19 protein-coding genes and 1 pseudogene are annotated in these 23,697 nt (G+C 73.7%); 7 read left to right on the forward strand and 13 right to left on the reverse strand.

Translation table 11 applies throughout. From position 1 onward, the window contains the following. Nucleotides 1–331: 331 nt before the first annotated feature. Nucleotides 332–1,720: a C40 family peptidase gene (locus IE294_RS47545; protein ID WP_229917156.1), complete on the forward strand. Its 1,389-nt coding sequence runs from the start codon at nt 332–334 to the stop codon at nt 1,718–1,720. A 43-nt stretch (nt 1,721–1,763) separates the two neighbouring features. On the opposite strand, the gene IE294_RS13825 is transcribed toward IE294_RS47545, so the two are convergent. Next, nucleotides 1,764–2,117, reverse strand: a complete 354-nt coding sequence (locus IE294_RS13825; RefSeq protein ID WP_014674457.1) for a hypothetical protein — start codon at nt 2,115–2,117, stop codon at nt 1,764–1,766. A 579-nt stretch (nt 2,118–2,696) separates the two neighbouring features. Between IE294_RS13825 and IE294_RS13830 the strand changes: the two genes are divergently transcribed. Beyond that, nucleotides 2,697–3,761, forward strand: a complete 1,065-nt coding sequence (locus IE294_RS13830; protein WP_189885777.1) for a C40 family peptidase — start codon at nt 2,697–2,699, stop codon at nt 3,759–3,761. A gap of 50 nt (nt 3,762–3,811) precedes the next feature. Here IE294_RS13830 and IE294_RS13835 read toward each other — a convergent pair whose 3' ends face one another. Further along, nucleotides 3,812–4,552, reverse strand: coding sequence for a LuxR C-terminal-related transcriptional regulator (locus tag IE294_RS13835; RefSeq protein WP_189885779.1), 741 nt, complete (start codon nt 4,550–4,552; stop codon nt 3,812–3,814). Further along, entirely contained in the window at nt 4,549–5,838 is a 1,290-nt protein-coding gene (locus IE294_RS13840; RefSeq protein WP_189885781.1) for an ATP-binding protein, read from the reverse strand. Before IE294_RS13840 ends, IE294_RS13835 begins: the two co-directional genes overlap by 4 nt. Nucleotides 5,839–6,059: 221 nt before the next feature. Here IE294_RS13840 and IE294_RS13845 point away from each other — a divergent pair, with 221 nt between their 5' ends. Further along, nucleotides 6,060–7,502: a PspC domain-containing protein gene (locus IE294_RS13845; RefSeq protein ID WP_189885783.1), complete on the forward strand. Its 1,443-nt coding sequence runs from the start codon at nt 6,060–6,062 to the stop codon at nt 7,500–7,502. Further along, entirely contained in the window at nt 7,489–7,704 is a 216-nt protein-coding gene (locus tag IE294_RS13850) for a hypothetical protein (RefSeq protein ID WP_189885785.1), read from the forward strand. The genes IE294_RS13845 and IE294_RS13850 overlap by 14 nt, the downstream gene beginning before the upstream one ends. On the opposite strand, the gene IE294_RS13855 is transcribed toward IE294_RS13850, so the two are convergent. The 6 genes from IE294_RS13855 to IE294_RS13880 form a co-directional block, all read right to left on the reverse strand. Further along, nucleotides 7,695–8,222: a DoxX family protein gene (locus tag IE294_RS13855; protein ID WP_189885787.1), complete on the reverse strand. Its 528-nt coding sequence runs from the start codon at nt 8,220–8,222 to the stop codon at nt 7,695–7,697. The two genes, IE294_RS13850 and IE294_RS13855, sit on opposite strands and share 10 nt — an antisense overlap. Nucleotides 8,223–8,375: 153 nt before the next feature. Next, on the reverse strand, nt 8,376–9,284 hold the full coding sequence (locus IE294_RS13860) for a hypothetical protein (protein ID WP_189885789.1): 909 nt from the start codon (nt 9,282–9,284) through the stop codon (nt 8,376–8,378). 3 nt (nt 9,285–9,287) lie between these two features. Continuing rightward, on the reverse strand, nt 9,288–9,653 hold the full coding sequence (locus tag IE294_RS13865; protein ID WP_014674449.1) for a hypothetical protein: 366 nt from the start codon (nt 9,651–9,653) through the stop codon (nt 9,288–9,290). Between the two features lie 11 nt (nt 9,654–9,664). After that, nucleotides 9,665–12,673, reverse strand: coding sequence for a CHAT domain-containing protein (locus tag IE294_RS13870; protein WP_229917157.1), 3,009 nt, complete (start codon nt 12,671–12,673; stop codon nt 9,665–9,667). 234 nt (nt 12,674–12,907) lie between these two features. Next, nucleotides 12,908–14,188, reverse strand: coding sequence for a hypothetical protein (locus IE294_RS13875; protein WP_189885793.1), 1,281 nt, complete (start codon nt 14,186–14,188; stop codon nt 12,908–12,910). A gap of 205 nt (nt 14,189–14,393) precedes the next feature. Beyond that, complete coding sequence (locus IE294_RS13880; RefSeq protein ID WP_189885795.1) at nt 14,394–15,188, reverse strand: class II aldolase/adducin family protein; 795 nt, start codon at nt 15,186–15,188, stop codon at nt 14,394–14,396. Nucleotides 15,189–15,321: 133 nt separating this feature from the next. Here IE294_RS13880 and IE294_RS13885 point away from each other — a divergent pair, with 133 nt between their 5' ends. Beyond that, nucleotides 15,322–15,789 (forward strand): pyridoxamine 5'-phosphate oxidase family protein, encoded by a 468-nt coding sequence (locus tag IE294_RS13885; RefSeq protein ID WP_189885797.1) that lies wholly within the window; start codon nt 15,322–15,324, stop codon nt 15,787–15,789. 3 nt (nt 15,790–15,792) lie between these two features. Here the strand turns inward: IE294_RS13885 and guaA are convergent, their stop codons facing one another. Then, complete coding sequence (guaA, locus tag IE294_RS13890) at nt 15,793–17,373, reverse strand: glutamine-hydrolyzing GMP synthase (RefSeq protein ID WP_189885799.1); 1,581 nt, start codon at nt 17,371–17,373, stop codon at nt 15,793–15,795. Nucleotides 17,374–17,653: 280 nt separating this feature from the next. On the opposite strand from guaA, the gene IE294_RS13895 reads away from it, so the two are divergent. Beyond that, on the forward strand, nt 17,654–17,947 hold the full coding sequence (locus IE294_RS13895) for a chorismate mutase (protein ID WP_189885800.1): 294 nt from the start codon (nt 17,654–17,656) through the stop codon (nt 17,945–17,947). 561 nt (nt 17,948–18,508) lie between these two features. On the opposite strand, the gene IE294_RS13900 is transcribed toward IE294_RS13895, so the two are convergent. From IE294_RS13900 to IE294_RS13910, 3 genes are all read right to left on the reverse strand, one after another. After that, complete coding sequence (locus IE294_RS13900; RefSeq protein ID WP_189885802.1) at nt 18,509–20,287, reverse strand: GMC family oxidoreductase N-terminal domain-containing protein; 1,779 nt, start codon at nt 20,285–20,287, stop codon at nt 18,509–18,511. Between the two features lie 70 nt (nt 20,288–20,357). Further along, nucleotides 20,358–21,971: a succinic semialdehyde dehydrogenase gene (locus IE294_RS13905; RefSeq protein ID WP_189885804.1), complete on the reverse strand. Its 1,614-nt coding sequence runs from the start codon at nt 21,969–21,971 to the stop codon at nt 20,358–20,360. Nucleotides 21,972–22,104: 133 nt separating this feature from the next. After that, a complete protein-coding gene (locus IE294_RS13910) occupies nt 22,105–23,013 on the reverse strand; it encodes a serine/threonine-protein kinase (protein ID WP_189885806.1) in 909 nt (302 codons plus the stop codon). Between the two features lie 425 nt (nt 23,014–23,438). Here IE294_RS13910 and IE294_RS13915 point away from each other — a divergent pair. After that, nucleotides 23,439–23,663: pseudogene (locus tag IE294_RS13915) on the forward strand (helix-turn-helix transcriptional regulator); the annotation flags it as partial. Nucleotides 23,664–23,697: the final 34 nt, after the last annotated feature.

Raw genomic sequence — 23,697 nt, forward strand, 5'->3', positions numbered from 1 at the left:
CCCGGAGAAAAGGTCACGGAAATGTATCGGACAAACCGCGCACCAACCTTCACAGAAGACACACGAGTTGGCTAGGTTTCCGTCAGGCCGCACGACCCCCCTCCGGCGAACGTCGCCGGGCCGCGCGGCCTCCGCCGAATCCGGCGCGCCCCGCACGGTGCCCGGAGCCGGGGACCCACCGATCCTGGGGTGAATCGGCCGCTCCCGCCCGGGACGACGCCGTAGGGCAACCCTTCCGAGCACCGCCCGAACCCTCCCCGGACCCCTGACCAAGGCCTGGGTACCCCACCGCCGACCCCGGCAGGCGGCAGTACGGAAGGAGTCGCCTCCCTTGGCGTCGCACCGCAAGCCGCGCCCCGGCGGAACCCCGCCGCGTCCCGGCGGATCCCAGGGAGCGGGCGTCCGCACCCCCGCCCTCGCCACCGCCGCACTCACCTCCGTGGCCGTGCTCTCCCAGACGGCCGAGGCCACCCCCTCGCCCGCCCCGGGCCGACCGAGCCAGGAGGAGATCGAACGCAAGATCGAGGACTTCTACCGCCGAGCCGAAGCAGCGACGGAGACGACGGCCGCGGGAAGGAACGGGGGCCGGGGCGGCCGGGGGGCCGGGCGAGCCGATCGGGGGGCTGGGCTGGTGGACCGGGGCGCTGCGCTGGTCGATCGGGGGGACGGGGGCGCCGACCGGGGCGCCGAGCGAGCCGATCGGGGCGCCGAGGGACGCGGGCGGGTCGAGTCGGCCGCGGCCTCACGACGCCCCGCTGACAGCCTCCAGCGGCTCCGGGACGAGGTCGCCCGCCGCGCCCAGCATCGGGGCCTCGCCGGACAGCGGACCATGATCCCGGCCCAGCGCGGAACGATCGGTGCCCGGGGCGCGGCCATGACGTCGCCCGCCGGGGACACCGTCATGGCCCGCCCTGTAGGGGGTACGGCCATTCCCGCGCCCGTACCGGACACAGGCGTCGCCGTGCCCACTCCGAGCGCGGTCGCCACCCCGTCCGCCCTGGACATGGCCGCCACCCCGTCCGCGCCGGACACCATCCCCGCTCCGCCCGCGGACCGTCAGGCGCAAGTGGCCGCGAACGGTCCGAAGGCGGCCAAGGCGACCGTGCGGAAAAAGCTCGCACACGCGCGCGTGCTGCTGTCCCAGCGGACGGCACAGACCACTGCCGCGCCTTCCACCAGCACGGCTTCCACCGCCGCGCCCTCCATCGCCACGGCTTCTACGGCTGCGCCTTACCCCGCCGTACCTGCCACCACCGCGGCTACCACCACGGCCACCACCGCCGTACCGTCCAGCACCGTGCCGTCCGCCACCCCGGCCCCAGCCGCCGCCACACCGCCCGCCGCCACACCGTCCGGCACCTACGCGACCAAGGCCAGGAAGGCCATCACCTTCGCCCGGGCCCAGGTCGGGAAGCCCTGCGTGTGGGGCGCCGCAGGCCCCGGCTCCTACGACTGCGCGGGCCTCACCCAGGCCGCCTGGAAGTCCGCGGGCGTCACCCTCCCGCGTACCGCGCACGAGCAGGCCGACTCCGGCACCCCGGTCGCGCCGGCCGACGCCCGCCCCGGCGACCTCGTCTTCTTCCACGACGACGCCGGCCACGTCGGACTCTGCACCGGCGACGGCATGATGATCCACGCGCCCAGGCCGGGCGCGTACGTCCGCGAGGAACCGGTCTCCGGTATCGGGGCGCCCGTCCACAGCGTGGTGCGGCCGGGCTGACCCCGAGTCCCCTCCCCCGAGGCTCAGGCAGAGAGGACGGCGATCAGGTCCACAGCACGGCGATGAAGATGTTGGCCGTGGTCAGCAGGCCGACCAGCCCGAAGAGGCCCTTGTCGATCCGCTCCTCGTCGCGCTTCACATAGACCAGGCCGAGGATCACGATCAGCAGGGCGAGCTTCACGCCGATCTTGATGTTGTTGACGTGGTGGTCGTCGGCCTGGTTCAGGCCGACCAGGGCCACGCCGGTGACCAGCATCGTCAGCGCGCCGTGCAGCATTCCGGGCACGAACCGGGCCGTGCCCTGGCCCATCGCCTTCATCTGGGTGAGGAAACCGCCGAGCAGCGCGGCGATGCCGATGATGTGCAGGCCGACGAAGAGATGGATGAGTACGTCCATGGAGCCGGAGCCTAACGAGCCCCCTTCGCCCCACCGGTCACCGGGCCCACCAACCCACCCCTCCCCAGGCCCTCCGGCCTTCCGGCCCAACCTTCACCGGAGCGTCCGCCCCCGCCCCCGCTCCCCGCTCCTCGCTCCCCAGCCCAGCGACCCTCCGTCACCAACCCCCGCGACCCTCCGTCACCACGCCCACCCACGACCCCGGCAACCCGGCGCCCCGGTCCCGTGATCTTGCATATATGCGCCCCATAGCACCTCACGGCTCCCGCCAGTCCCCCTTTCCGCTCTTCGGTCAGCACGCTCCGTAAAGGTGACGACTCCAGCCCGCCCGCACGGCCACATACGGTCACGTCCCGATCCGTCCGAACCAGTTCCGTACACCGCGTTACCTGCTCGTCACCGTCCGGCCTAGCGTCCTCCCCCAGGTGACCGGCTCCCCACCGCCGCCCGGGCCAGGGGCGGCAGTCGGACACCACCGCCGAGAAAGGCCCGGCGGCGGCCCGCTCCCCTGTGCGGGCCGCCGTGGGGCGTACCGACCGCTCGGTCGTGCGAGTCGTACGGAAGGACGTGACGGTTCAGGTGGCAGCGCACCGCAAGCGCCCGCAACGCCCGCTCAGCGGCCATACGGCCCGGACGGTCGCCACTCTCGCCCTGGCGGGCGCGGCCACCACGACCGCCTTCGACGGGACGGGGCACGCCGAACCGCAGCTGACGCCGGCGCAGGTGAAGGCCAAGGTGGAGACGTTGTACCGGGAGGCCGAGGCCGCCACCGAGAAGTACAACGGGGCGAAGGAGGAGGCGGACGCCGGCCAGCGGCGGCTGAGCGCGCTCCAGGACGAGACCGCCCGCAAGCAGACGAGACTCAACTCGGCCCGGGAGGCACTGGGTTCGATCGCCGCGGCGCAGTACCGGGACGGCGGCATCGCCCCGGCCTGGCAACTGGCCCTCTCCAGCGACCCCGACCGGTATCTGGACGGCGCCGCGTTCGCGGAGCGGGCCGGTGACCGGCAGGCCGCCGCGGTCTCCCGGGTGCGCCAACAGCTGCGGGAGATCGAGCGGTTACGCGGAGCCGCGCGCGTCGAGGTGACGTCGCTGCGGTCACGGCAGGCGGAGCTGAGACGGCGGAAGAGGACCGTCACCGGCAAGCTGGACGAGGCCCGGCGGCTGCTGGCGCGGCTGACTCCGCCGCAGCGGACCGAGGTCACCGGTGCCGACGGCACGGGCGCCCGCGTCTCCCGGTCGGCCGCCGACGCGCGGCAGCCGCTGGAGCGGCCCGGGTCCGCCGCCGCCCCGACCTCCCGCGCGGCGGCGGCCGTCGCCTACGCCTACAGCAAGCTCGGCAGCCCCTATGTGTGGGGCGCCACCGGCCCGCACGCCTTCGACTGCTCGGGTCTGGTCCAGGCCGCCTACCGCTCCGCCGGCATCTCCCTGCCCCGCACCACCTACGCCCAGATCGACGCGGGCCGGCGGATCTCCCGCTCCGAACTCCAGCCGGGGGACCTGGTGTTCTTCTACTCCGGGATCAGTCACGTCGGCATCTATGTGGGCAACGGCCAGATGATCCACGCCCCCAACCCGTCGGCACCGGTCCGTCTCGCTCCGATCGGCCAGATGCCGTTCGCGGGGGCGACAAGGGTGGAGTGAGGGCCGGCCGCGGGGAGGGACAGGGCGGGGCGGAGGCGGGGCCGTAGGGGTCAGACCAGCCGGCGCGCGGTCGCCCAGCGGGTCAGTTCGTGCCGGTTGGACAGCTGGAGCTTGCGCAGGACCGCCGAGACATGGGATTCGACCGTCTTCACCGAGATGAAGAGCTGCTTGGCGATCTCCTTGTAGGCGTAGCCCCGGGCGATCAGGCGCAACACCTCGCGTTCCCGCTGGGTGAGGCGGTCCAGGTCCTCGTCCACCGGCGGGGCGTCGGTGGAGGCGAAGGCGTCCAGGACGAAGCCGGCCAGCCGTGGGGAGAAGACGGCGTCGCCCTCCTGGACACGGAAGATCGAGTCGACCAGGTCGGTGCCGGTGATGGTCTTGGTGACATAGCCGCGGGCGCCGCCGCGGATCACCCCGATCACGTCCTCCGCCGCGTCCGACACGGACAGCGCGAGGAAGCGGACCGGCTGCTCGGCGTCCGCCATCAACGCAGCGCACCGGCGCAGCACTTCGACCCCGCCGCCGCCCGGCAGGTGGACGTCGAGCAGGACCACCTCGGGCCGGGTGGCGGTGATGACCGCGACGGCCTGGTCGACGTCCGCGGCCTCGCCGACCACCTCGACCCCGGTCTCGGCGGTCTGGCCGATCTCGGCCTGGACGCCGGTACGGAACATACGGTGGTCGTCCACCAGCACCACCCGTACGTGCCGCCCACCCGCGCCGCCGGTCCGGCCGGCCTCGGCCGGCTCCGCCGCTCCCGCCGTGCCGTTCGCCTCGGTCGCGTCGCTCATGACGTCTTCTCCGCCCTCTCCATCTCCAGCTCGACCTCGGTGCCGCCGCCCGGCACCGCCCGCAACCGGGCCGTGCCGCCGTTGCGCTCCATGCGGCCGATGATCGATTCTCTGACACCCATCCGGTCGGCGGGTATCGCGTCGGGGTCGAACCCGGGGCCGCGGTCCCGCACGGACACGAAGACCGTCCTTCCCTCGACTTCGGCGTAGACCTGTACGGCGCCGCCCTCGCCACCGTACTTGGCGGCGTTCACCATCGCCTCGCGCGCGGCCTGCATCTGCGCACCGGTCTTCTCGTCGAGCGGGCAGTCGCCGACGATCACGACCTCGATGGGCACGCCGTGCTTGTCCTCCACCTCGGCGGCGTTGCGGCGCACCGCCTCGGCGACCGTGTCCGGTTCGTCGGCCTCGTCCTTGCCGGTGCCCTCCGGCTTGTACAGCCAGGTGCGCAGGTCGCGCTCCTGGGCGCGGGCGAGGCGGCGCACCTCGCCCGCGTTGTCGGCGTTGCGCTGGATCAGGGTGAGGGTGTGCAGCACGGAGTCGTGGACATGGGCGGCGACCTCGGCGCGTTCCTGGGCGCGGATGCGCATCAGGCGCTCCTCGGACAGGTCCTGGGTCATGCGGACCAGGTAGGGGCCGGCGAGCAGGGTGATGCCGACGAGGACGGCGAGCGCGGCCTGAAGGACGGCGCCGAGGTGGGCGGTCGAGCCCTGTAGGACGAAGATGGCGGAGACACCGGCCGTGACGAGCAGGACGCCGCCGGCCGCGCGGAGCAGGGTGAGGGTGCGGCGCCGGCGGCCGGCCTCGGCCCAGCGGGCCCGGCGGGCGTTGTCCGCCTGCCGCCAGACCAGGGCGACACCGGCGGCGACGAGCACGGCGGGCACCAGATACGCCTTGGTGGCGCTGCCCAGGTTCACGCTGCCCACGAAGACCACGGACACGATGACCATGAGGAGCAGCGCGACGATCTGTCCCCGGTCCGGCTTGCGGGCCACCAGTCTGCGGCGGCCGTCCGGCGAGGCCTCCGTGCCCACCAGCGACGGCTTCTGGTCGCCGACGCCGCCGACGCCGAGGGGCACGAAGAACCAGAACGCGGCGTACAGCAGCGCTCCGAGTCCGTCGGCCATGAACAGGCCGACGAAGACGAGCCGCACCCACACGACGGGCAGCCCGAGATGCCCGGCGAGGCCCCGCGCCACTCCGCCGAGCCAGCGTCCGTCGCTGCTGCGGTAGAGCTTGCGCGGGGGCCGCGGGTCGTCGAGTGGCAGGCTTGCGGCTTCCGGCATGCCAACGATGGTCACACGAGCGGCGGGAGGGGGCATCAGGGTCTGCCCCCGAGACGCCCCTGATCTTCCGTCGGGGCCGGTCCGGGTGGTCGGTTCGGCGGGCGTTGCGCGGCGGCCGGTGCCGCTCGAACGCTTCCCCACCCCGTCTCAGGGCCGATTTCAGGGTTGGCCCAGGGTCGTCCCGACTGCCGCCGCGGCGGCCGGGCCGTCACCATGGACGCATGACGGATCACGAGCACGCCGCGACGGGTCCGGGACCCGGCCCCGGCCCGCGCCCGGCCCCGGGCACCGGGCCGACGGATGCCGCGCCCGCCGCGACGGACGAGACGGGAGCGGCCGGCGCCGGCCCCCACTCCCCCGCGAACGAGCCGGAGCCGCGGGAGGGAGCCGAGGTGCCCGACCGGTTCCGGCGCGACCGCCGGCACAAGATGATCGCGGGCGTGTGCGCGGGACTCGGCCGGCACACCGACATGGACCCGGTCATCTTCCGGATCACGCTGGCCGTGCTCTCCGCGACCGGCGGTCTGGGCCTCATCTTCTACGGCTTCGCCTGGCTCCTGGTGCCGTACCAGGACGAGGAGGAGAACGAGCTGCGCAAGCTCTTCACGGGCCGGGTGGACGGCCAGGCGCTGGCCGCCGTGCTGTTCGCCCTGGTCGGCTGTGGGATCTTCCTGACCATGCTGAGGAACGGCGGGGTGCTGGCGTTCGCCACGGTGCTCTCGCTGCTGCTCGCCGGCGCGGGGTACTGGTCGCGGCGCCGCGGCGCCCCCGACCCCGACCCCCTGGCCGCGCAGGCCGCGGCCGACGCCCCGCCGGAGGCCCAGGCGCCGCCGGTCGTCACCACCTACCCCTCCTGGTGGCGGGACCCGATCGTCAAGGACGGCACCCATGTCGGCGGCACCGGCTATCTGTGGGGGCCCGGCGACGCCCGCGAGCGCGATCTGACCTCGGTCGTGGACGTCGGCGTACCCAACCCCTGGACCCACCCCGGGGCGATACAGACGCCGCATGCCGCGCCCCCGAGACCGCGCGGCCCACGCTGGATCGGCGGCTGGGTGTTCCTGCTCGCCCTGCTGGCGGGCGGCCTGGGCACGGGGCTCGGCTGGGACACGCACCCACTGGGCACCAGCCTCCAGACCGGACTGGCGTGCGCGCTCGCGGTGTTCGGGCTCGGCATCGCGCTCAGCGCGTTCCTGGGCCGCACCGGGGCCGGCACGGTGTTCCTGGCGCTGGTCACGGCGGGGCTGCTCGCGGGGGCGGCGGCGCTGCCCCGCGACATCACCACCGACTGGCGGGAGACGTCCTGGAAGCCGGTCGCGGCGGCCCAACTGCGGTCCGGGTACGACCTCGGCACCGGGCGGGGCACCCTGGACCTGACCCGGGTGCACCCGGCCAAGGGGCAGGCGGTCGCGACGGACGTCCGGGTGGGCGCGGGACAGCTGAAGGTGATCGTGCCGGCGGACGCGGCGGTGCGGCTGAGCATCGATGTGGGGGTCGGCGACATCCGGTTGCCCGGGGACAGCGGCAAGGACGTGGACGTGCGGCCCGGAAGGCACGAGGAGGTGACGCTGATGCCGGCCAAGGGGGCCGGGAAGGGCGGCACGCTGGATCTGACGCTCGGCGTCGGAGTGGGACAGGTGGAGGTCAGCCGTGCTGCGTCATGAGTTCCAGCCCGGGAAGCTGGTCGCCGGGCTCTTCCTGACCGCCACCGCGGTGGCGTTCGCGGGAGACGCGGGCGGTCTGTGGGAGACACCGTGGTTCGCGGTCGTCCCGCTGGTCGTGGGCGGGCTCTGCCTGGCCGGCGCCACGGCGGCGCTGGCCCGGGGCATACGCAGACGGGGCGGCGCCGAGGGCGGTCAGCGGTAGCCGCCGGTCATTCGGCGCCGGGCCCGCCAGGCGGCGTCGAGGGAGAGGTAGGGGGTGCCGGCGAGGACCAGGGGGAGCCAGGCCATCAGGTAGGCGAGGTCGTTGCCGTAGTAGTAGGGGGTGGTCGCCCAGCTCACCGTCAGCCAGAGGCTGAGGGAGATCAGCGCGCCGCCGAGTGCGGCCAGCCGGCCGAACAGGCCGAGCAGGACGCCGATGCCGACGGCCAGTTCACCGAGCGCCATGGCGTAGCCGAAGCCGACCGGGCTCTTCAAGGCCAGGTCGACCAGGGCCGGGATGGCGGCGGAGTCGCGGGCCGCGCGCATGGTGTCGCCGATGGAGCCGGTGCCGCCGGACTTCATGAACGCGCTGTCGGTGAGCTTGTCCAGACCGGCGTAGATGAAGGTGACGCCCAGGAAGACGCGCAGTGGCAGCAGGGCGTAGTGGCTGGCGGTCTCCCGCCAGGTGCGATGGCCGTCCAGCCCAGTGGTGTGCATGCCCGTCCGCATCCCGTGAGTCATCGCCGCCAGCCGCCTCTCGCCCGCCGAAGCACCCCTCACGTGACCATACGTATGACGAAGGGAGCCCGTTCAATCCTTTCCTGGACCATTTTCCGGAATTCGGGCGTCGACGTGAACAGCGGGGCCGGGCTTCCCGCGGGCCTCGCACCGGTCTCACGTGGCCTTGCGGGCGATGCGGTTCAGGGCGAGGCCCAGGCGGCGGTCGGGCGGCCCGTCGGCCAGTGCGGTGAACCCGATCTCCTCCGCCAGTCGTCGCAGGTGGACGTCGACCGCGGACTCCACGTGCTCGGCGAGTGCCGCCGCGGCCTGCGACACCCGCTGCCGCGCCAGGAGCCCCGTCACGACGGCGGCCACGGCGGCCGGCCACCAGAAGCACCCGAGCACGGCGTAGCAGGCGGCCCAGACGGAGCCCACGACGGCGGTGTCGAAGCGGGTCCGCACGGTGCGCAGCTCGGTCCGCACGTCCTCCGGCAGCACCATCCACAGCCGGGGCCAGCAGGCGGCGAGGTCGATGCCGTACTGGGTGTCCACGCGGACGACGGTGGCCGCGAGGCGGTCGCCGGTGTACGTGGGGCGCGTCGGCCGCGCGAGCGCGATGCGGTCACGGCGGACGGTCAACGCGTCGATCTCCTGGCGGACGTCCGCTGTCCGGTCGCGGGCGGGACGGGGGGTGCGCAGTCGCTCGATGTCCGTCTGGAGATCGTCCCAGTGCCGTGCGCGGCGGGCGGTCAGCCGGTGGGCCGGCGGTCGGAGCGGGCCGGGCCAGTCTCCCGTCCAGATCCGTACGGCGCCGTCGCCGCACGTCCGTACCAGCGTGCCGACGGCCACGGCGGCGAGGATGAGGACCGCCGCGGCGGCGAGTTGTTCGCCGGTGGACCAGTGCCCCGCCGTCGTCGCCCAGTGGCCGACTCGCCTGCGGAGCAGGGACCAGTCGAGTGCGTGGGCGTGGCCGAGGACGGCGGCGGTGACGGTGGCTCCCACGAACAGCAGGCCGGGGGCCGCCAGCGCGGTCAGCCACTTCTCGGCCAGCTTCTCGCCGAGTCCGTCGAGGACCGGGGCCACCGGTCATGCCTCCACGACGCGCAGCGGTCTGTCGTGCAGCCAGCAGCGCCCGCCGGCCGGGATGGTGCCGCTCGGCCGCCGGGGCTCGTTCAGCCCGCACCAGCCTTCGGGGCAGCGGTAGACCTCACCGCCGGCGCGGGCCACGGCACCGGGGAGGAGGGAGTCGCCCGGTTCCCAGCCGCGTACCGCGCTCTCCGGCCCGGTCAGGACGTGCTCCGGCACGCCCAAGGCGTCGATCGCCTGCCGTACCGTGGCCGTGCCGTCGAGCACGGACCGCACGGCGGCGCGGAGTGCGGCTGCTTCCTGCTCCTCGGGCAGCCATTCGAGCGCCGCGCAGAAGTCGGCGCGGAGTCTGCGTTCGTCGTCCACCGGGCAACTCCTCACAGTCCGTGGTGAATGACCGAGCCCCAGAACAGCGGATCGCGGTAGCGGGGGTGCTCCCGCAGCACACCGATGGCCCGGTGCAGGGCGACGGCGGCGGGCGGGGTGCCGGGGGCGGCGAGATGGCGGTACACCTCTGCGGCGAGCAGGGGGCCCATCCGGTCGTCGACGGTCCACAGGCTTCCGATCACCTGCCGGTAGCCGCAGAGCTGGAAGGCGGAGGCCACCGAGATGACCTCGTCGGCCAGTTCCTCGCCGGGTGCGGCGCTGTGGCAGGCGGAGAGGTAGGCGAATCGGGCGTCCGTCAGCCGTTCCCCCGCCAGTTCGCGCAGGGTGAGTTCCCCGCCGTGCAGGAGCAGTCGGCTGCGCGCGGGGTCCCCGGGGTCCCGTACGCCGTGGCAGGCCAGGTGGGCGTGGGTGTGTCCGCGCAGCGCGGCCAGCACCGCCCGGGGCGTGGCCTCGGTGCCGTGCAGCACGTCCCGGCGGCCCGGCAGTCCGCCGGTGACGGCCAGTTCGTCGTCCAGGGCGGCCAGCGGGGGGTGCGCGCCGCCGGCGTCCACGGCCACGGCCAGGAGGGAGGCGGGGTTCTCGCCGGTGACCGGCTGGGAGCGGGCGTGCAGCAGGGCACCCAGGGTCGGGGTGAAGGAGGAGACGACCCGGTCGTGGGTGTACACCGGCCCGTCGGGCCCCTCCTCCAGCACGGCGGCGTGCAGCGGGAGGAGGGACAGCACCCCGGTCGGGCACCACCACAGCCGCGGCGGGGGCACGCCGGGGTCCGCCGGTCCGGCCAGGTCCAGGTGGGCGAGGACGGGACACACGATGCGGGCCCCCAGCCAGCGCAGCGTGTCCTTCAGTTCCCTGTCCGCCCGCAGGCGCTCGCGGCCCGTCGTTTCCCGCAGCCGGGTCACGGCGGTGCGGAAGGCCCCGGCGCGTCGGTCGATGTCGTCCTGGGTGACGTCGAGCGTCAGCGTCTCCACGCGGCCGGGTCGGCCGGGCGGCCGGGTCACGAGCAGCACGAAGCAGCCCCACGCGGACACGTTGACCACGGCCACGGGACCGTCTGCCGCGGCCTCGCTCAGCCGCTCCCAGCCGAGCGGCTCCTGGAAGTCCTCCCACTTCTCCAGGGTGCGGATGTCCCTGACCACCTGGTCGAACTCGGCCGCCGCCGCCTTGCGTTCCTCGGGGCCGCGTCGTCGCGCGACCAGCTCGGCACAGACCCGCTCGAACCGTTCGGCGAGCTCGGGTGAGGCGGCGGAGAGGTCGTCGTGCCGGCCGCGCAGCCGCAGGGCCTGGGCCAGCAGCACACCGCGGCCCTGTTCCAGCCGGACGAGTGCTTCCCCGGGCCGTCCGGCCATGACGGAGGCGGTCGCGGCGACGGTGGCCAACGAGGACACCTCGCGCAGCCGGGTCTCCTGCGACTCCCGGCCCAGCGCGGGACCGGTCAGCTTGGGCAGCAGGTCGGTCAGCGCCAGGCGGAAGCCCTCGCGGGCGAGGTCCACGTCACCCAGTGTGAGCGCGTGGACGCCCCACCCGTAGGCGGAGCGCAGACGGGTGCGGATGTCCTCGGTGGGTGTGAGAGCGGTGGCGCGGTACTGGTCGATGGCGTCGGCGATGTCCCGCTCGTCGTCGAAGAGCGTGCCCCGCTCCGCCAGCAGCTCCGCCAGCTCCATCCGCGCGAGCTGAGGGGTGGGGCCGGTGCCCGGGGAGCCGTCCGCGATCTGCCGCAGGAGCGCCTCGGCCCGGCGCAGATCCGCGGGCTGTCGCTGGTGGGTGCCGCGTCTGCGCAGCGCGACGGCCAGCTTGACCGCCATCACGGGATGGTCGTGCTGGGCCGGCGGCGTGGCGGTCACGGCGTAGGTCAGGTGCTCGACGGCCTCGTCGAGGTCGGCCTCGCGCTCGTAGCGGTCGAATCGCGCGGTGAGGACGGCGGCCAGGTTGGTCAGCCGCTGGGGGTGGGCCGGCGAGGCGGCCACGGCGGGGTCGCAGCCGTCCCGGACGGCGCTCGTGGCCGCGTCGAGGTCGGCGGGGTCCTGGGAGTGGACGTACCGGTCGAGCTGGGCGAGGCCGAGGAAGGAGGCGACCGACGCCCGGCTCTCGGCGTCCAGTGCCCCGCTCGCGAGTGCGGCCCGCAGCTCGGTGACCGAGGCGTCGAGGTCCGTCAGCTCGCCCGTGCTCTCGAACCGCATCCGCAGCACCTGCCCCAGTTCGGCGCGGCGCAGACTGCGCTCCGGTTCCCCGGTCGCGGACGTGGCCAGGGCCGTGCGGAGCCGGTCGACGGCCGCTTCGAGGCGTTCCAGGCCGCCCTGCCGCATATAGGCGGTCACGTCGGCCGCCAGACTTGCCTCGTCCGGCGTCTGACGCGGTGCCTTGGCCAGCTCCGACGCGAGGGCGGTCAGCATCGCGTCGCGGAACTGGTCGTCGGCGGGCAGCTCGGCGAGGGCCAGGCGCATGAGGGTGATCCCGCGCGCTCGCGCGTCCTGCGGGCCGACGCCGAGGTCGGCCATCGCGACAAGGCCGGTGGCGAAGCCGAAGGCGATGTGCGGCCCGGACTCCCCGCCGCGGGCTTCCTCCCAGGCGTGAGCCAGGAGCGCGCCGGCCGCCAGGACCGCTTCCGGGTCCTGCCCGGCGGTGCCGGCGGCGAGCAGTGCCCTGCCCACGGCGTGCACGGTCTCGTACGGCGGCACGTCCTCCGGCGGGCGCTCGGCGAAGGCGTCACGCAGCGGCTGCGGTACGGCGGCGGGCCGCACCGCGTGCACGATCCGTAAGAGGAAGGTGCAGGCGTACCCCTCCCAGCTCTCCCCTTCGGGCAGGTGCTGCACGCGCTCCAGGTAGTAGGTGCCCGCCAGGTACACGGCGTCGAGGACGTCCGGGTCCGCGGCGGCGTGCGCCGGGGCGAGCCGGTCGCGGTGGTCGAAGACGTGCAGCGCGATGTTGCGGTGGGTCTCCGACGCCAGTACCTCTTCCGGCGCGACGGACGACCACAGCCTCAGCGCGTCCGGTTCGGACATCGCCGCATGGATGACCGCGCGTATCGGCGCGCTCAGTTCCCGCATCCCCGTACCCCCCACCGCTCCCGCGTCGCCCGCCGCGGTTGGCGGCAACTGTAGCGAGGATCACGGCAGGAGCCGGGCGAAAGGACGAAAACCCGTCTCCGGACGGGCCGTTCACGCCCTCACCCGCTCACTCCCCCACTCGTTCACCCCGTCACCCGCTCACTCCCCACCCGTTCACTCCCCACCCGTTCACTCCGTCACCTGGACGACGCACCGGTTGGTCGTCACGCCGGCCGCGGTCACCACCTGCACCTCCACCGCGCCGGGCTCCACCTCGGCCGGTACGGGCACGGTCAGGGCGTTGTCCGTGGGGTTGCGGAAGCCGCCCGTGACCGGGACCAGGGGGACGTGCACGTCGACCGCGCCGATGCGGACGACCATGCGGGAGAGCCGGTCGGCGCTCTGGGCACCGGGCGGCACGAAGCCGCTGCCGCGGATCTCGATGTCGTCGCCGGTGCGGATCGGGCCGTCGAGGTCGCCGGGTTCGCGGGCGCGGACCACCGAGAGGATCACCGGCCGGCCGCCCTCGGCGTACTTGCCGGCCAGGTAGGTCGCGGCCGAGATCAGCACGATCACGCCCAGGCCCCAGGGGAGGTCGGGCAGCTGGTCGGGGCGGCGGGCCAGTCGTACGGCGGCGAACAGCAGGGCGACGGCGCTGATGGCGACGTACTGGATGTCGGTGAAGGCGCCCCGGCCGGAGTCGTCGGTGAGCAGGTCGGCGGCGCGCGGGCGGTGGGCGGGCACCTTTTGCAGCCGCTGGGCGAGGATGCGCAGGCCCACCACCCGGCGGACCAGCACGGCGACGCCGCACACCACGGCGAGGACGGTCACCATGCCGGCACCGCGCGCCAGGTCGAGGCCCAGGAGCAGCGCGTCGCGTTCGGCGTGGTCGGAGGCTGCGGCCAGACGGGCGGCGAGCAGCAGGACGGCGTACGCGACGAACAGGACCCAGCAGGCGGCGACGGTACGGGAGGTGGAGACGCGGTTGTCCTCGCCGATCACCGGTGCGAGCGCTCCGCCGCGCGCCCGGTGGAAGAAGCAGGCGGCGGTGAGCGCGGCGGCGACGACGAGCGCGGCGAGCAGGGCCGCGGTGCGGGCGCCGGTCCAGCCCGCGCCGATCGCGGTGAGCGCCTCGGCCAGCAGCAGCGCGATGACCGCGCCCCAGACCGCGTACAGCGTCCGCAGCCACAGCCGGCCGAGCCGGGCCGCGCCCTCGGCCCGGCTCCGTTCGGCGACGGCCTCGGCCCGCTGGGTCAGTTCCTCGGAGACCCACTGGCGGGACGCGGAGGCGGAGTGGGCGACGGCCGCGGGCAGTCCCCGGCCGGCGGCGAACTCGTCGCGCCGGCGCAGGAACGCGGCGACGGCCCGCCGGTGTCCCTCGCGGGCGCCGTGCGGACAGTCCCCGCACGTGCAGCCGCCCTCGTGGACGCCGTCGGCATCCGTGTGCCCTCTCGCCTCCCGCACCGCCACGCCCGACGCCCGCCTTCCCCGCGACCTGCCGATCCGGCCGCCGGCCCCGTGGTGGGGTACGACGGCCGGGCAACTCCCCTGTGTTGACAGCGAATTGTGCCCTACGCGGGCCCTCCCGCGCGCCGGGGCCGGCTCACCGGGGGTGAAGCCGGTACCGCCGTGTTGACCCGGCGGATCGGCCACGGACCGCACCGCTCGCGGTGCGTCAGCCGAGCAGGTCCGGTTCGCTGCGGCTGATGTCCTGCCACAGGGGCTGGTAGTTGATCCAGGCCACGAGGTCGCCGCCGAGCTGTTCGCGGGTGGCGACGGCGAGCTTGTGGTCGATGAGCACCGGGCGGCCCGCTGCCTTCGCCAGCAGCTGCACCTGGCAGGACCGGTCCAGGGACAGGAACCACCAGGCCGCCGCGTCGACCGAGTCGCCGACGGTGAGCAGCCCGTGGTTGCGCAGCACCAGGGCCTTGCGGGAGCCGAGCGCGGTGGCGATCCGGCGGCCCTCCTCGGCGTCCACGGTGACGCCGGTGTAGGCGTCGTACAGGGCGAGGTCCTCGTAGAAGGCGCAGCTCTCCTGGGTGATGGGGTCGATGAGGTCACCGAGGGCGGCGAGGGCGCGGCCGTGCACGGAGTGGCAGTGGGCGACGGCGACGACGTCGGGGCGGGCGGCGTGCACCTGGGCGTGCACGGTGAACGCGGCCTGGTTGACGTGGTAGCGGCCCTCGACGACCTGCCCGTCCTGGTTGACGAGGACGAGATCGCCGACGGTGACGTGCTTGAACGGCATCCCGAAGGGGTTGACCCAGAAGCAGTCGGTGAACTCCGGGTCGCGGGCCGTGATGTGTCCCGACACACCGTCCTCGAAACCCGCCCGCCCGAAGATCCGCAGGGCGCCCGCGAGCCGCTCCTTGCGGTGCCGGCGCTCGTCCTCGGGCGAGTCGTGCATCGGCGGCATGGCGAACCGGAGCCGGTCGGTGGGCAGCGGCAGGGGCGGCGTGGGCCCGTGCATGGATCCTCCCGTACGGGGATTGCGGTACGGGCCGGAAGGTACCGCCGTCCGGCGCGAAAGGGCAGAGCCGTGCTGTGAAGATGCCGCGCATACCCGACAGGGGATGTCGGGATTGCCGGTGAGACTGGCGCGTATGAACTGGGCAGCCTTCAGCACCGCCGTACCCGGTCTGGCGAAGACCGCCGAGGAGCGCTTCGGCGCCCACCGGCACCATGTCCTCGCGACCCTCCGCAAGGACGGCTCGCCCCGCACCTCCGGGATCGAGGTCCGCTTCCTGGGCGGGGAGCTGTGGCTCGGCATGATGCCGGGCTCGGTGAAAGCCCTCGACCTGCGCCGCGACCCCCGGTTCACCCTCCAAGCCAACCCGGGCGCGGGAACGGACATGGGCGGCGGGGACGTCCGGGTCGGCGGGCGGGCGTACGAGGTCGAGGACGGCGGGGCCAGGGCCGCGTACGTGGAAGAGGTGGAACCGCCGCAGCCGTTCCACCTCTTCCGCACCGAGCTGACGGAGGTCGTACGGACCTACGTCGAGGACGACACGTATCTGGTTACCCAGGTCTGGAGACCCGGCGAGCCCCTGCGCACGCTCAGGCGCGTGTAGGGCCTACTCCCACTCGATCGTGCCCGGCGGCTTGCTCGTCACGTCGAGGACGACCCGGTTGACGTCACGGACCTCGTTGGTGATGCGGGTGGAGATCTTCGCCAGCACGTCGTACGGCAGACGCGACCAGTCGGCCGTCATCGCGTCCTCGGAGGAGACCGGGCGCAGGACGATCGGGTGGCCGTAGGTGCGGCCGTCGCCCTGGACGCCCACGCTGCGGACGTCGGCGAGCAGGACCACCGGGCACTGCCAGATGTCGCGGTCCAGGCCGGCCGCGGTCAGCTCCTCGCGGGCGATGGCGTCGGCCTCGCGCAGCAGGTCCAGCCGCTCCTTGGTGACCTCGCCGACGATGCGGATGCCCAGGCCCGGGCCCGGGAAGGGCTGGCGCTGGACGATCTCCTCCGGCAGGCCCAGCTCCTGGCCGACCATGCGGACCTCGTCCTTGAACAGCTTGCGCAGCGGCTCGATCAGCTTGAACTCAAGGTCCTCGGGCAGGCCGCCGACGTTGTGGTGCGACTTGATGTTGGCGGTGCCGGTGCCGCCGCCGGACTCGACGACGTCCGGGTAGAGGGTGCCCTGGACCAGGAACTCCACGGCCGGGCCCTCGTCGGCGATGATCTCGGCCTGCGCCTGCTCGAAGACGCGGATGAACTCCCGGCCGATGATCTTCCGCTTCTCCTCGGGGTCGCTGACCCCGGCGAGCGCCTTGAGGAAGCGCTCCTCGGCGTCGACGACCTTCAGCTGTACGCCGGTGGCCGCGACGAAGTCCTTCTCGACCTGCTCGGTCTCGCCCTTGCGCATCAAGCCGTGGTCGACGTACACGCAGGTCAGCTGGGAGCCGATGGCCTTCTGGACGAGGGCGGCGGCGACGGCGGAGTCCACGCCGCCGGACAGCCCGCAGATCGCGCGCTTGTCGCCGACCAGCTCGCGGATGGCCTCGACCTGCTCCTCGATCACGTTGCCGGTGGTCCAGTTCGGCTCCAGGCCGGCACCGCGGTACAGGAAGTGCTCCAGCACCTGCTGGCCGTGCGTGGAGTGCATGACCTCGGGGTGGTACTGGACGCCGTAGAGCTTCTTGTCGTCGTTCTCGAACGCGGCGACCGGGACGACGTCCGTGGAGGCGGTGACCGCGAAGCCCTCGGGCGCGGCGGAGCAGGCGTCGCCGTGCGACATCCACACGTGCTGCTCGGCCGGGGTGCCCTCGAAGAGGGTGGAGGAGTTCCTGGAGACGTGCAGGTCCGTACGGCCGTACTCGCGGGCGCCGGTGTTGTCGACCGTGCCGCCGAGGGCCTGCGCCATGAGCTGGAAGCCGTAGCACATGCCGAAGACGGGGACGCCGGCCTCGAAGATCTCGCGGTCGAGGGTGGGGGCGCCCTCCTCGTACACGGACGAGGGGCCGCCGGAGAGGATGATCGCCGCGGGGTTCTTGGCGAGCATCTCGGCGACCGGCATGGTGCTGGGCACGATCTCGCTGTAGACCCGCGCCTCGCGGACGCGTCGGGCGATGAGCTGGGCGTACTGCGCGCCGAAGTCGACGACCAGGACGGTGTCGGGGGTGGCGGCAGACTGGGTCGCTGATGACACGGGGTGCCTTCTGGTGGTCGGGCGGGGGTCTGTGCTTCCGATTCTAACGGGGTGGCCGGGCGACCTTCCGAGGGAAGCCGCCGTGGCATACTGACCGCATGCGCAAGCACTCGACCTTCGTCTTTACCTATGGCACCCGGCCCGCCGGCTGCCATGGTCGTGCTGCTTGAGCTGACGCCAAGCGACTTCCCAGGCGCCCCGGGCCGACAAGGCCCCGGGGCGTCTGTCGTTTCTCCGGGCCGTGTCGTTCCCGGGCACTCATCCCAGCGAGGAGCCCGACATGACCACCACCGCACCGGACACCGCACCCGGCACCGGACAGGACGCCGCACCGGAGGCGATCATCGCCGACGCCCGTGACCGCATCGACGCGCTCGACGACCGGATCATCGGTCTCGTGCAGGAGCGGATGGCCGTCTCCGCCGTCGTCCAGCAGACCCGTATCGCCTCCGGCGGGCGGCGGGTGCACCTGTCCCGCGAGATGGAGATCCTCGGCCGCTACCGGGACGCGCTCGGCAAGCCGGGCACCGCACTGGCCATGACCCTGCTGGAGCTCAGCCGGGGTCGTATCTGAGTTCGGTCCCGCTCTCACCCGTACGGCGCGTGACCGGTCCGCGCACGCTTCGTTGAGGGGGGTGTCCGTGCCAGCCAGGGGCGGGCCCGAAAGAACCACGCGTGGCTCGCTGGAGCGATGAGGCGTACGGGTCGTGCCGTACGCCGTGGGACCTCGCTCCAGGAGGTGACCGGACGGCAGGGGACAGCAGCCCGGTCACCCAAGGGAACGGCCGGCTCCGGGGACGCCCGGGGCCGGCCGGCGGAACACCGACAACCGCACACAGGGCACAGGAACCAGCGGCGCGACCCCCGGCGCCGCTCCCCGGCACCGGCGCTGCCCTGACGCCGGTGCTGACTGGAAGAAGGGCCCCGCGGCCTCTCCGTCCCGCGGGGCCCTTCGTCATGCCCACACCCCGGGATGTGACTCGGTTCACACGCGAATCCCGGGTCTCCGGAGCAACCCTTCACGCTTTTCGCTGATCAAACCTGCGGATCAGGAAAACGGTGAGAGGGACCTGCCTTCGGAGGGGGATGCAGGTCCCTCTGTGCCGTTCCGGCCGGCCGGTGGGTGCCCGCCCGGTCACTTCTTCGGCGGTACCGCCGGCATCCCCAGGAACGGCAGCCGCAGCGCGCCGAACGCGTCCGCCGGGACCGCCGGGGTCTGCGGCTCCACCGGCTTCAGCCGCTCGTACGCCGCTCCGGGCGCCGGCCGCGGGTCCTCCTCGCCCTTGTTCGGCCAGAACGACATCGCCCGCTCGGCCTGCGCGGTGATCGTCAGCGAGGGGTTCACCCCCAGGTTCGCCGAGACCGCGGCGCCGTCCACGACCGAGATGCCGGGGTGGCCGTAGAGCCGGTGGTACGGGTCGATCACACCCGTCTGCGGACAGTCGCCGATCGGGCAGCCGCCGAGGAAGTGCGCGGTGAGCGGGGTGCCCATCAGCTCGCCGACGTTGCTGCCGGCGAAGCCGTTGATCTCGGCGGCGAGCGCGGAGGCGGCCTCGGTCGCGGCCCGGATCTGCTTGGGGTTCGGCGCGCCGTGTCCCTGCCGCGCGGTGAGCAGGCCCCGGCCGACGCCGCCGGGCTTGAGGTACGTGGTCAGCGAGTTGTCCAAGGACTGCATGACCAGGCCGATGATGGTCCGCTCCGACCAGCGCCGGTTGGACAGGGAGCGGGCGACCAGCATCGGGTGCCGGGCCGCGTTCGCCAGCCAGGCGAGGACCCGTGAGGAGCCCTCGGCGTAGGGCACCTGGAGGATGGACAGGCCGCCCATCGAGTTGGAGCCCCTGCCGTACCGGACGGGTTCGATGTGGGTGTTCTCGTCGGGGTGGATCGAGGACGTGATGGCGACGCCCCGCGTGAAGTCGGCCCGCGGCGCGCCGGTGGCCCTGCGGTAGCGGCGGTTGTCGGTCTGCGCGCCGACCAGGGCCTCGGAGTTGGTGCGGGTCAGGTCGCCGAGCCGGGCGGACAGGTACGGCAGCTGGCCGCCGGCCTTCATGCGGTGCAGCAGGGTCTGGGTGCCGTAGGTGCCGGCCGCGAGGACCACCTTGCGGGCGGTGAAGAGCCGGCCCTCGCCCGTCTTCTTCCGGTCCGTCGGCAGGGTCGCCACCGCGTAGCCGCCGCGCGAGTCGTCCGTGACGGACACGACCGTCGTCATGGGGTGCACGACGGCGCCGGCCTTCTCGGCGAGGTACAGGTAGTTCTCGTTGAGGGTGTTCTTCGCGCCGTGCCGGCAGCCGGTCATGCACTCCCCGCACTCGGTGCAGGCCCTCCGGTCGGGGCCGGCCCCGCCGAAGTACGGGTCGTTCACCTGCTCGCCGGGCCGGGCCCTCGCCTTGCCGTCGGCGTCCTCGCCGTCACCGAAGAACACGCCCACCGGGGCCAGGTGGAAGGTGTCGCCGACGCCCATCCGCTCGGCCGCCGCCTTCAGGTGGACGTCGGAGGGGGTCATGGTGGGGTTGAGCCGCACCCCGAGCATGCGCCGGGCCTGGTCGTAGTACGGCCCCAGCTCCTGCTGCCAGTCGGTGATGTGCCGCCACTGGGGGTCCTCGAAGAAGGGCTTCGGCGGCACGTAGAGGGTGTTGGCGTAGTTGAGGGAGCCGCCGCCGACGCCCGCGCCGGCCAGCACCATCACATTGCCCAGCAGGTGGATGCGCTGGATGCCGAACATGCCGAGTTTCGGGGCCCAGAGGTAGTTCTTCAGGTCCCAGGAGTTCTTGGGCAGCGTGGCGCGGGTGAAGCGGCGCCCGGCTTCCAGTACCCCGACCCTGTACCCCTTCTCGGTGAGCCGGAGGGCGGACACCGAGCCGCCGAAGCCGGAGCCGACGATCAGGACGTCGTAGTCGTAGGCGTCTTGCGGCACGTGTACTCCTCGTCGAGTGGCGGCTGCGGGTCGTCGTGGCCGGTCGCGGTCCCCCGCGCCCCCGGGTCGGTCAGCGGAACCGGAATGCCTTCATCAGCTTCAGGCTCGTGCTCATGAAGCGGGCGTAGGACTCGTCGTCCATCCCCAGCGAGGGCGCCATCGGCAGCAGCCGCTGCTGGGCGACGGTCTGGGCCTCCGTGTACTTGAGGAGGCCCTCGGAGCCGTGGCGGCGGCCCAGGCCGGAGTCCTTCATGCCGCCCATCGGGGACTGGACGCTGCCGTAGGCCGAGGCGTAGCCCTCGTTGACGTTGACCGTGCCGGTGCGCAGGCGGGCGGCGACGTCCCGGCCGCGGCGGGCGTCGGTCGTCCACACGGAGGCGTTCAGGCCGTACGGCGTGGCGTTGGCGCGTTCGACGGCCTCGTCGTCGCTCTTGAACCGGTAGACCGAGACGACCGGGCCGAAGGTCTCCTCCTCGCAGACGGCCATGGAGGTCTCGACGCCGTCGAGGATGGTGGGCTCGAAGAAGTAGGGGCCGACGTCGGGGCGGGCCGCCCCGCCGGCGATCACCTTCGCGCCCTTGGCGACGGCCTCCTCGACATGCCGCCGCACGGTCTGGAGCTGGCGTTCGCCGACCAGCGAGCCCATGTCGGCGCCGTAGGCGAGGGAGTTGCCGAGCCGCATGGCCCTGGTGCGGGCGGCGAACCGCTCCAGGAAGGCGTCGGCGACCGACTCGTGGACGTAGAGCCGCTCGATGGAGATGCACAGCTGGCCGGCGGAGGAGAAGCAGGCGCGTACGGCTCCGGCGGCGGCCTTCTCGATGTCGGCGTCCTCCAGCACCAGCATGGCGTTCTTGCCGCCGAGTTCGAGGGAGACGCCGACCAGGCGGGAGGCGGCGCCGACGGCGACCTCGCGGCCGGTGCGGGTGGAGCCGGTGAAGGAGACGTAGTCGGCGTGCTTGACCAGCTCCGGGCCGACGACCGGGCCCTCGCCGAGGACCACCTGGAAGACCGCCTCGGGCAGGCCGGCCTCGATGAGCAGGTCACGGGCCCACAGCGCGGTGAGGCAGGTCTCCGTGTCCGGCTTCATCACGACGGCGTTGCCGGCGGCGAAGGCGGGCAGGGCGTCGCCGACGGACAGCTCCAGCGGGTAGTTCCAGGGGACGATCTGGCCCACCACCCCGCGCGGGTGGCGCAGTTCGGTGACCTTCGTCAGCGTCGGCACGGCGCCCGCGTGCCGCCTGGGCTTCAGGTAGGCGGCGGCCCGGCGGCCGTAGTGGCGGGCGGCGACGGCGACGGCCTGCACCTCCTCGTGCGCGTGCAGACGTGCCTTGCCGGTCTCCAGCTGGATCAGGTCGAGGACCTCGGCCTGCCGCTCCAGCAGCAGGTCGTGGAAGCGGAGCAGGACGGCGGCCCGCTGCCGGACCGGGACCTTCGCCCACACGGCCTGGGCGGCGCGGGCCGCCCCGAAGGCCTCGGCGACGTCCCCCGGGTCGGACTCGGGCAGATCGGCCAGTTTCTCGCCGGTGAACGGGGTGTGGTTGGCGGTGCGGCCGGAGCCGACGACGCCCTTGGTGAGCTGGGCCACCAGCTCCGGGGTGACCACGTCGGCGGCGGTGCGGGCGCCTTCGGGCGCGGGCGCGAGCGGGTTGGTACCGGCGATGTCCAGGGCCTGCGTGTCCGTCATGACGCGCAGGGTATGCCGCGGCGGAGGCTTTGTGTACCCGTCGGTAACGCGGATTCACCGAGTACTCACACACTGCCAGTGATCACTGGCAGCGAATGCGCTGATCAGGGCGTTGGTCCGGAGCACCGCACGCTCAGTCGACCTCGGTCTTTCTCGCCAGGAGGAGCCCGAGGGCGGTGAGGGGGGTACGGCGGGGCGTCGGCTCGGGCGCGGTTGCGGGGTTGGGGTCGGGGGCCGGTGCGGGCTCGGCGGCCGGGTCGGGGGCCGGCGGGCGGGGTTCGCGCGCCGGTTCCGGTACGGCGGTGAGCCCCAGGCACTCGCGGAGCGCGGCCTCGGCCTGCGCCGCGTCCGGCCGGGCCGCGGGCTCGTCGGCGTGCAGCCGGTCCAGCAGCGGGCCCAGCGGGCCGGGGGCCGTGCCGCCCAGCGTGGCGCGGAGCAGGGCGCCCAGGGACCACAGGTCGGAGGCGGGGCCGGCACCGGGCCCCGCCGCCCGCTCGGGCGCGACGAAGCCGGCGGGCGCGTCCTCCGCGTGCCCGTCGCCGATGCCGAAGTCGGTGAGGACGACCCGCCCGGTCCCGGACTCCAGCAGCACGTTGGCCGGTTTGAGGTCCCGGTGCACGATCCCGACGGCGTGGGCGGCGCGCAGCGCGCCGAGCACGGCGAGCCCGATGCGCGCGGCCTCTTCGGCGGGGAGCGGGCCGCGGCGCAGCACCTCGCGCAGGGACTCGCCGGCCACCAGCTCCATGACGATCCACGGGATGCCGTCCTCGGTGACGACGTCGTACACCGTCACGGCCGAGGGGTGCCGCACCCTGGTGGCGGCGCGGGCCTCGTGGTGGAGCCGGTGCGCGATGCGCCGGCTGTCCTCGTCGACGGCAGGGTCGCCGGGCAGCAGGGGCTCCTTGACGGCGACCAGCGCATGCCCCTGTTCGTCCCGGGCGCGCCACACGGTCCCGGACGGCCCGGAACCGAGGCGCCCGGCCAGCCGGTAACGACCGCCGATCAGACGTGCGTCGGGCGGGTGTTCGCCGTCTTCAGTCATGTCACATCAGTACCGTGCGCACCACACCGTTGTCGAAGCGGGAGGTCGGAGACGGGCCGGGGGACGCAGGTGGGCGGTCACGCGGCCCACCGGTGCAGGCTGAAGCCGTGCGCGGCTTCGCGCACCTCCACCGCCCCGGCCCCGCCGAAGTGCGCCGGGTCCACCAACGCCCGTTCCTGCGCCGCCCGTTGCAGTACCCGCTGCCGGGTGCGCGCCGCCTGCCCCGGGCCGAGGCAGAAGCATCCGGCCCGGCGGGCGGCTACGCGGGCGGCGCACGGCCCGTGGACCGGGCCGGGCAGGCGGTGCTGGGGGAGGACACCCACCGCGTCGACGAGCACCTCGTGCTGGAGTCCGCCCCGGGCACACGCCGGGCTCCGCCGTCCTGCGGGTCGAGTCGCGCGGCGAGCGGGCGCCCCCTGGACCGCCGGCCGGCCGCCGAGGCGGGCGTCTCCCGGGCCACGCTGGCGCGCCGCTTCACCGCGCTGGTCGGCCGGCCGCCGATGGCCTACCTCACCTGGTGGCGGCTGACCCTCGCGGCGACCCGGCTGCGCGAGACGGACGCGCCGCTCCCCACGGTGGCGCGGGAGACGGGGTACGGCAGCCCCTACGCCCTCTCGCACGCGTTCAGCCGGGAATTCGGGATCACACCCGAGCGCGTACCGGGGGCTCAGGGCTTCCTGATCC

Source organism: Streptomyces canarius, from assembly GCF_014650735.1.
Taxonomy (GTDB): domain Bacteria; phylum Actinomycetota; class Actinomycetes; order Streptomycetales; family Streptomycetaceae; genus Streptomyces; species Streptomyces olivaceoviridis.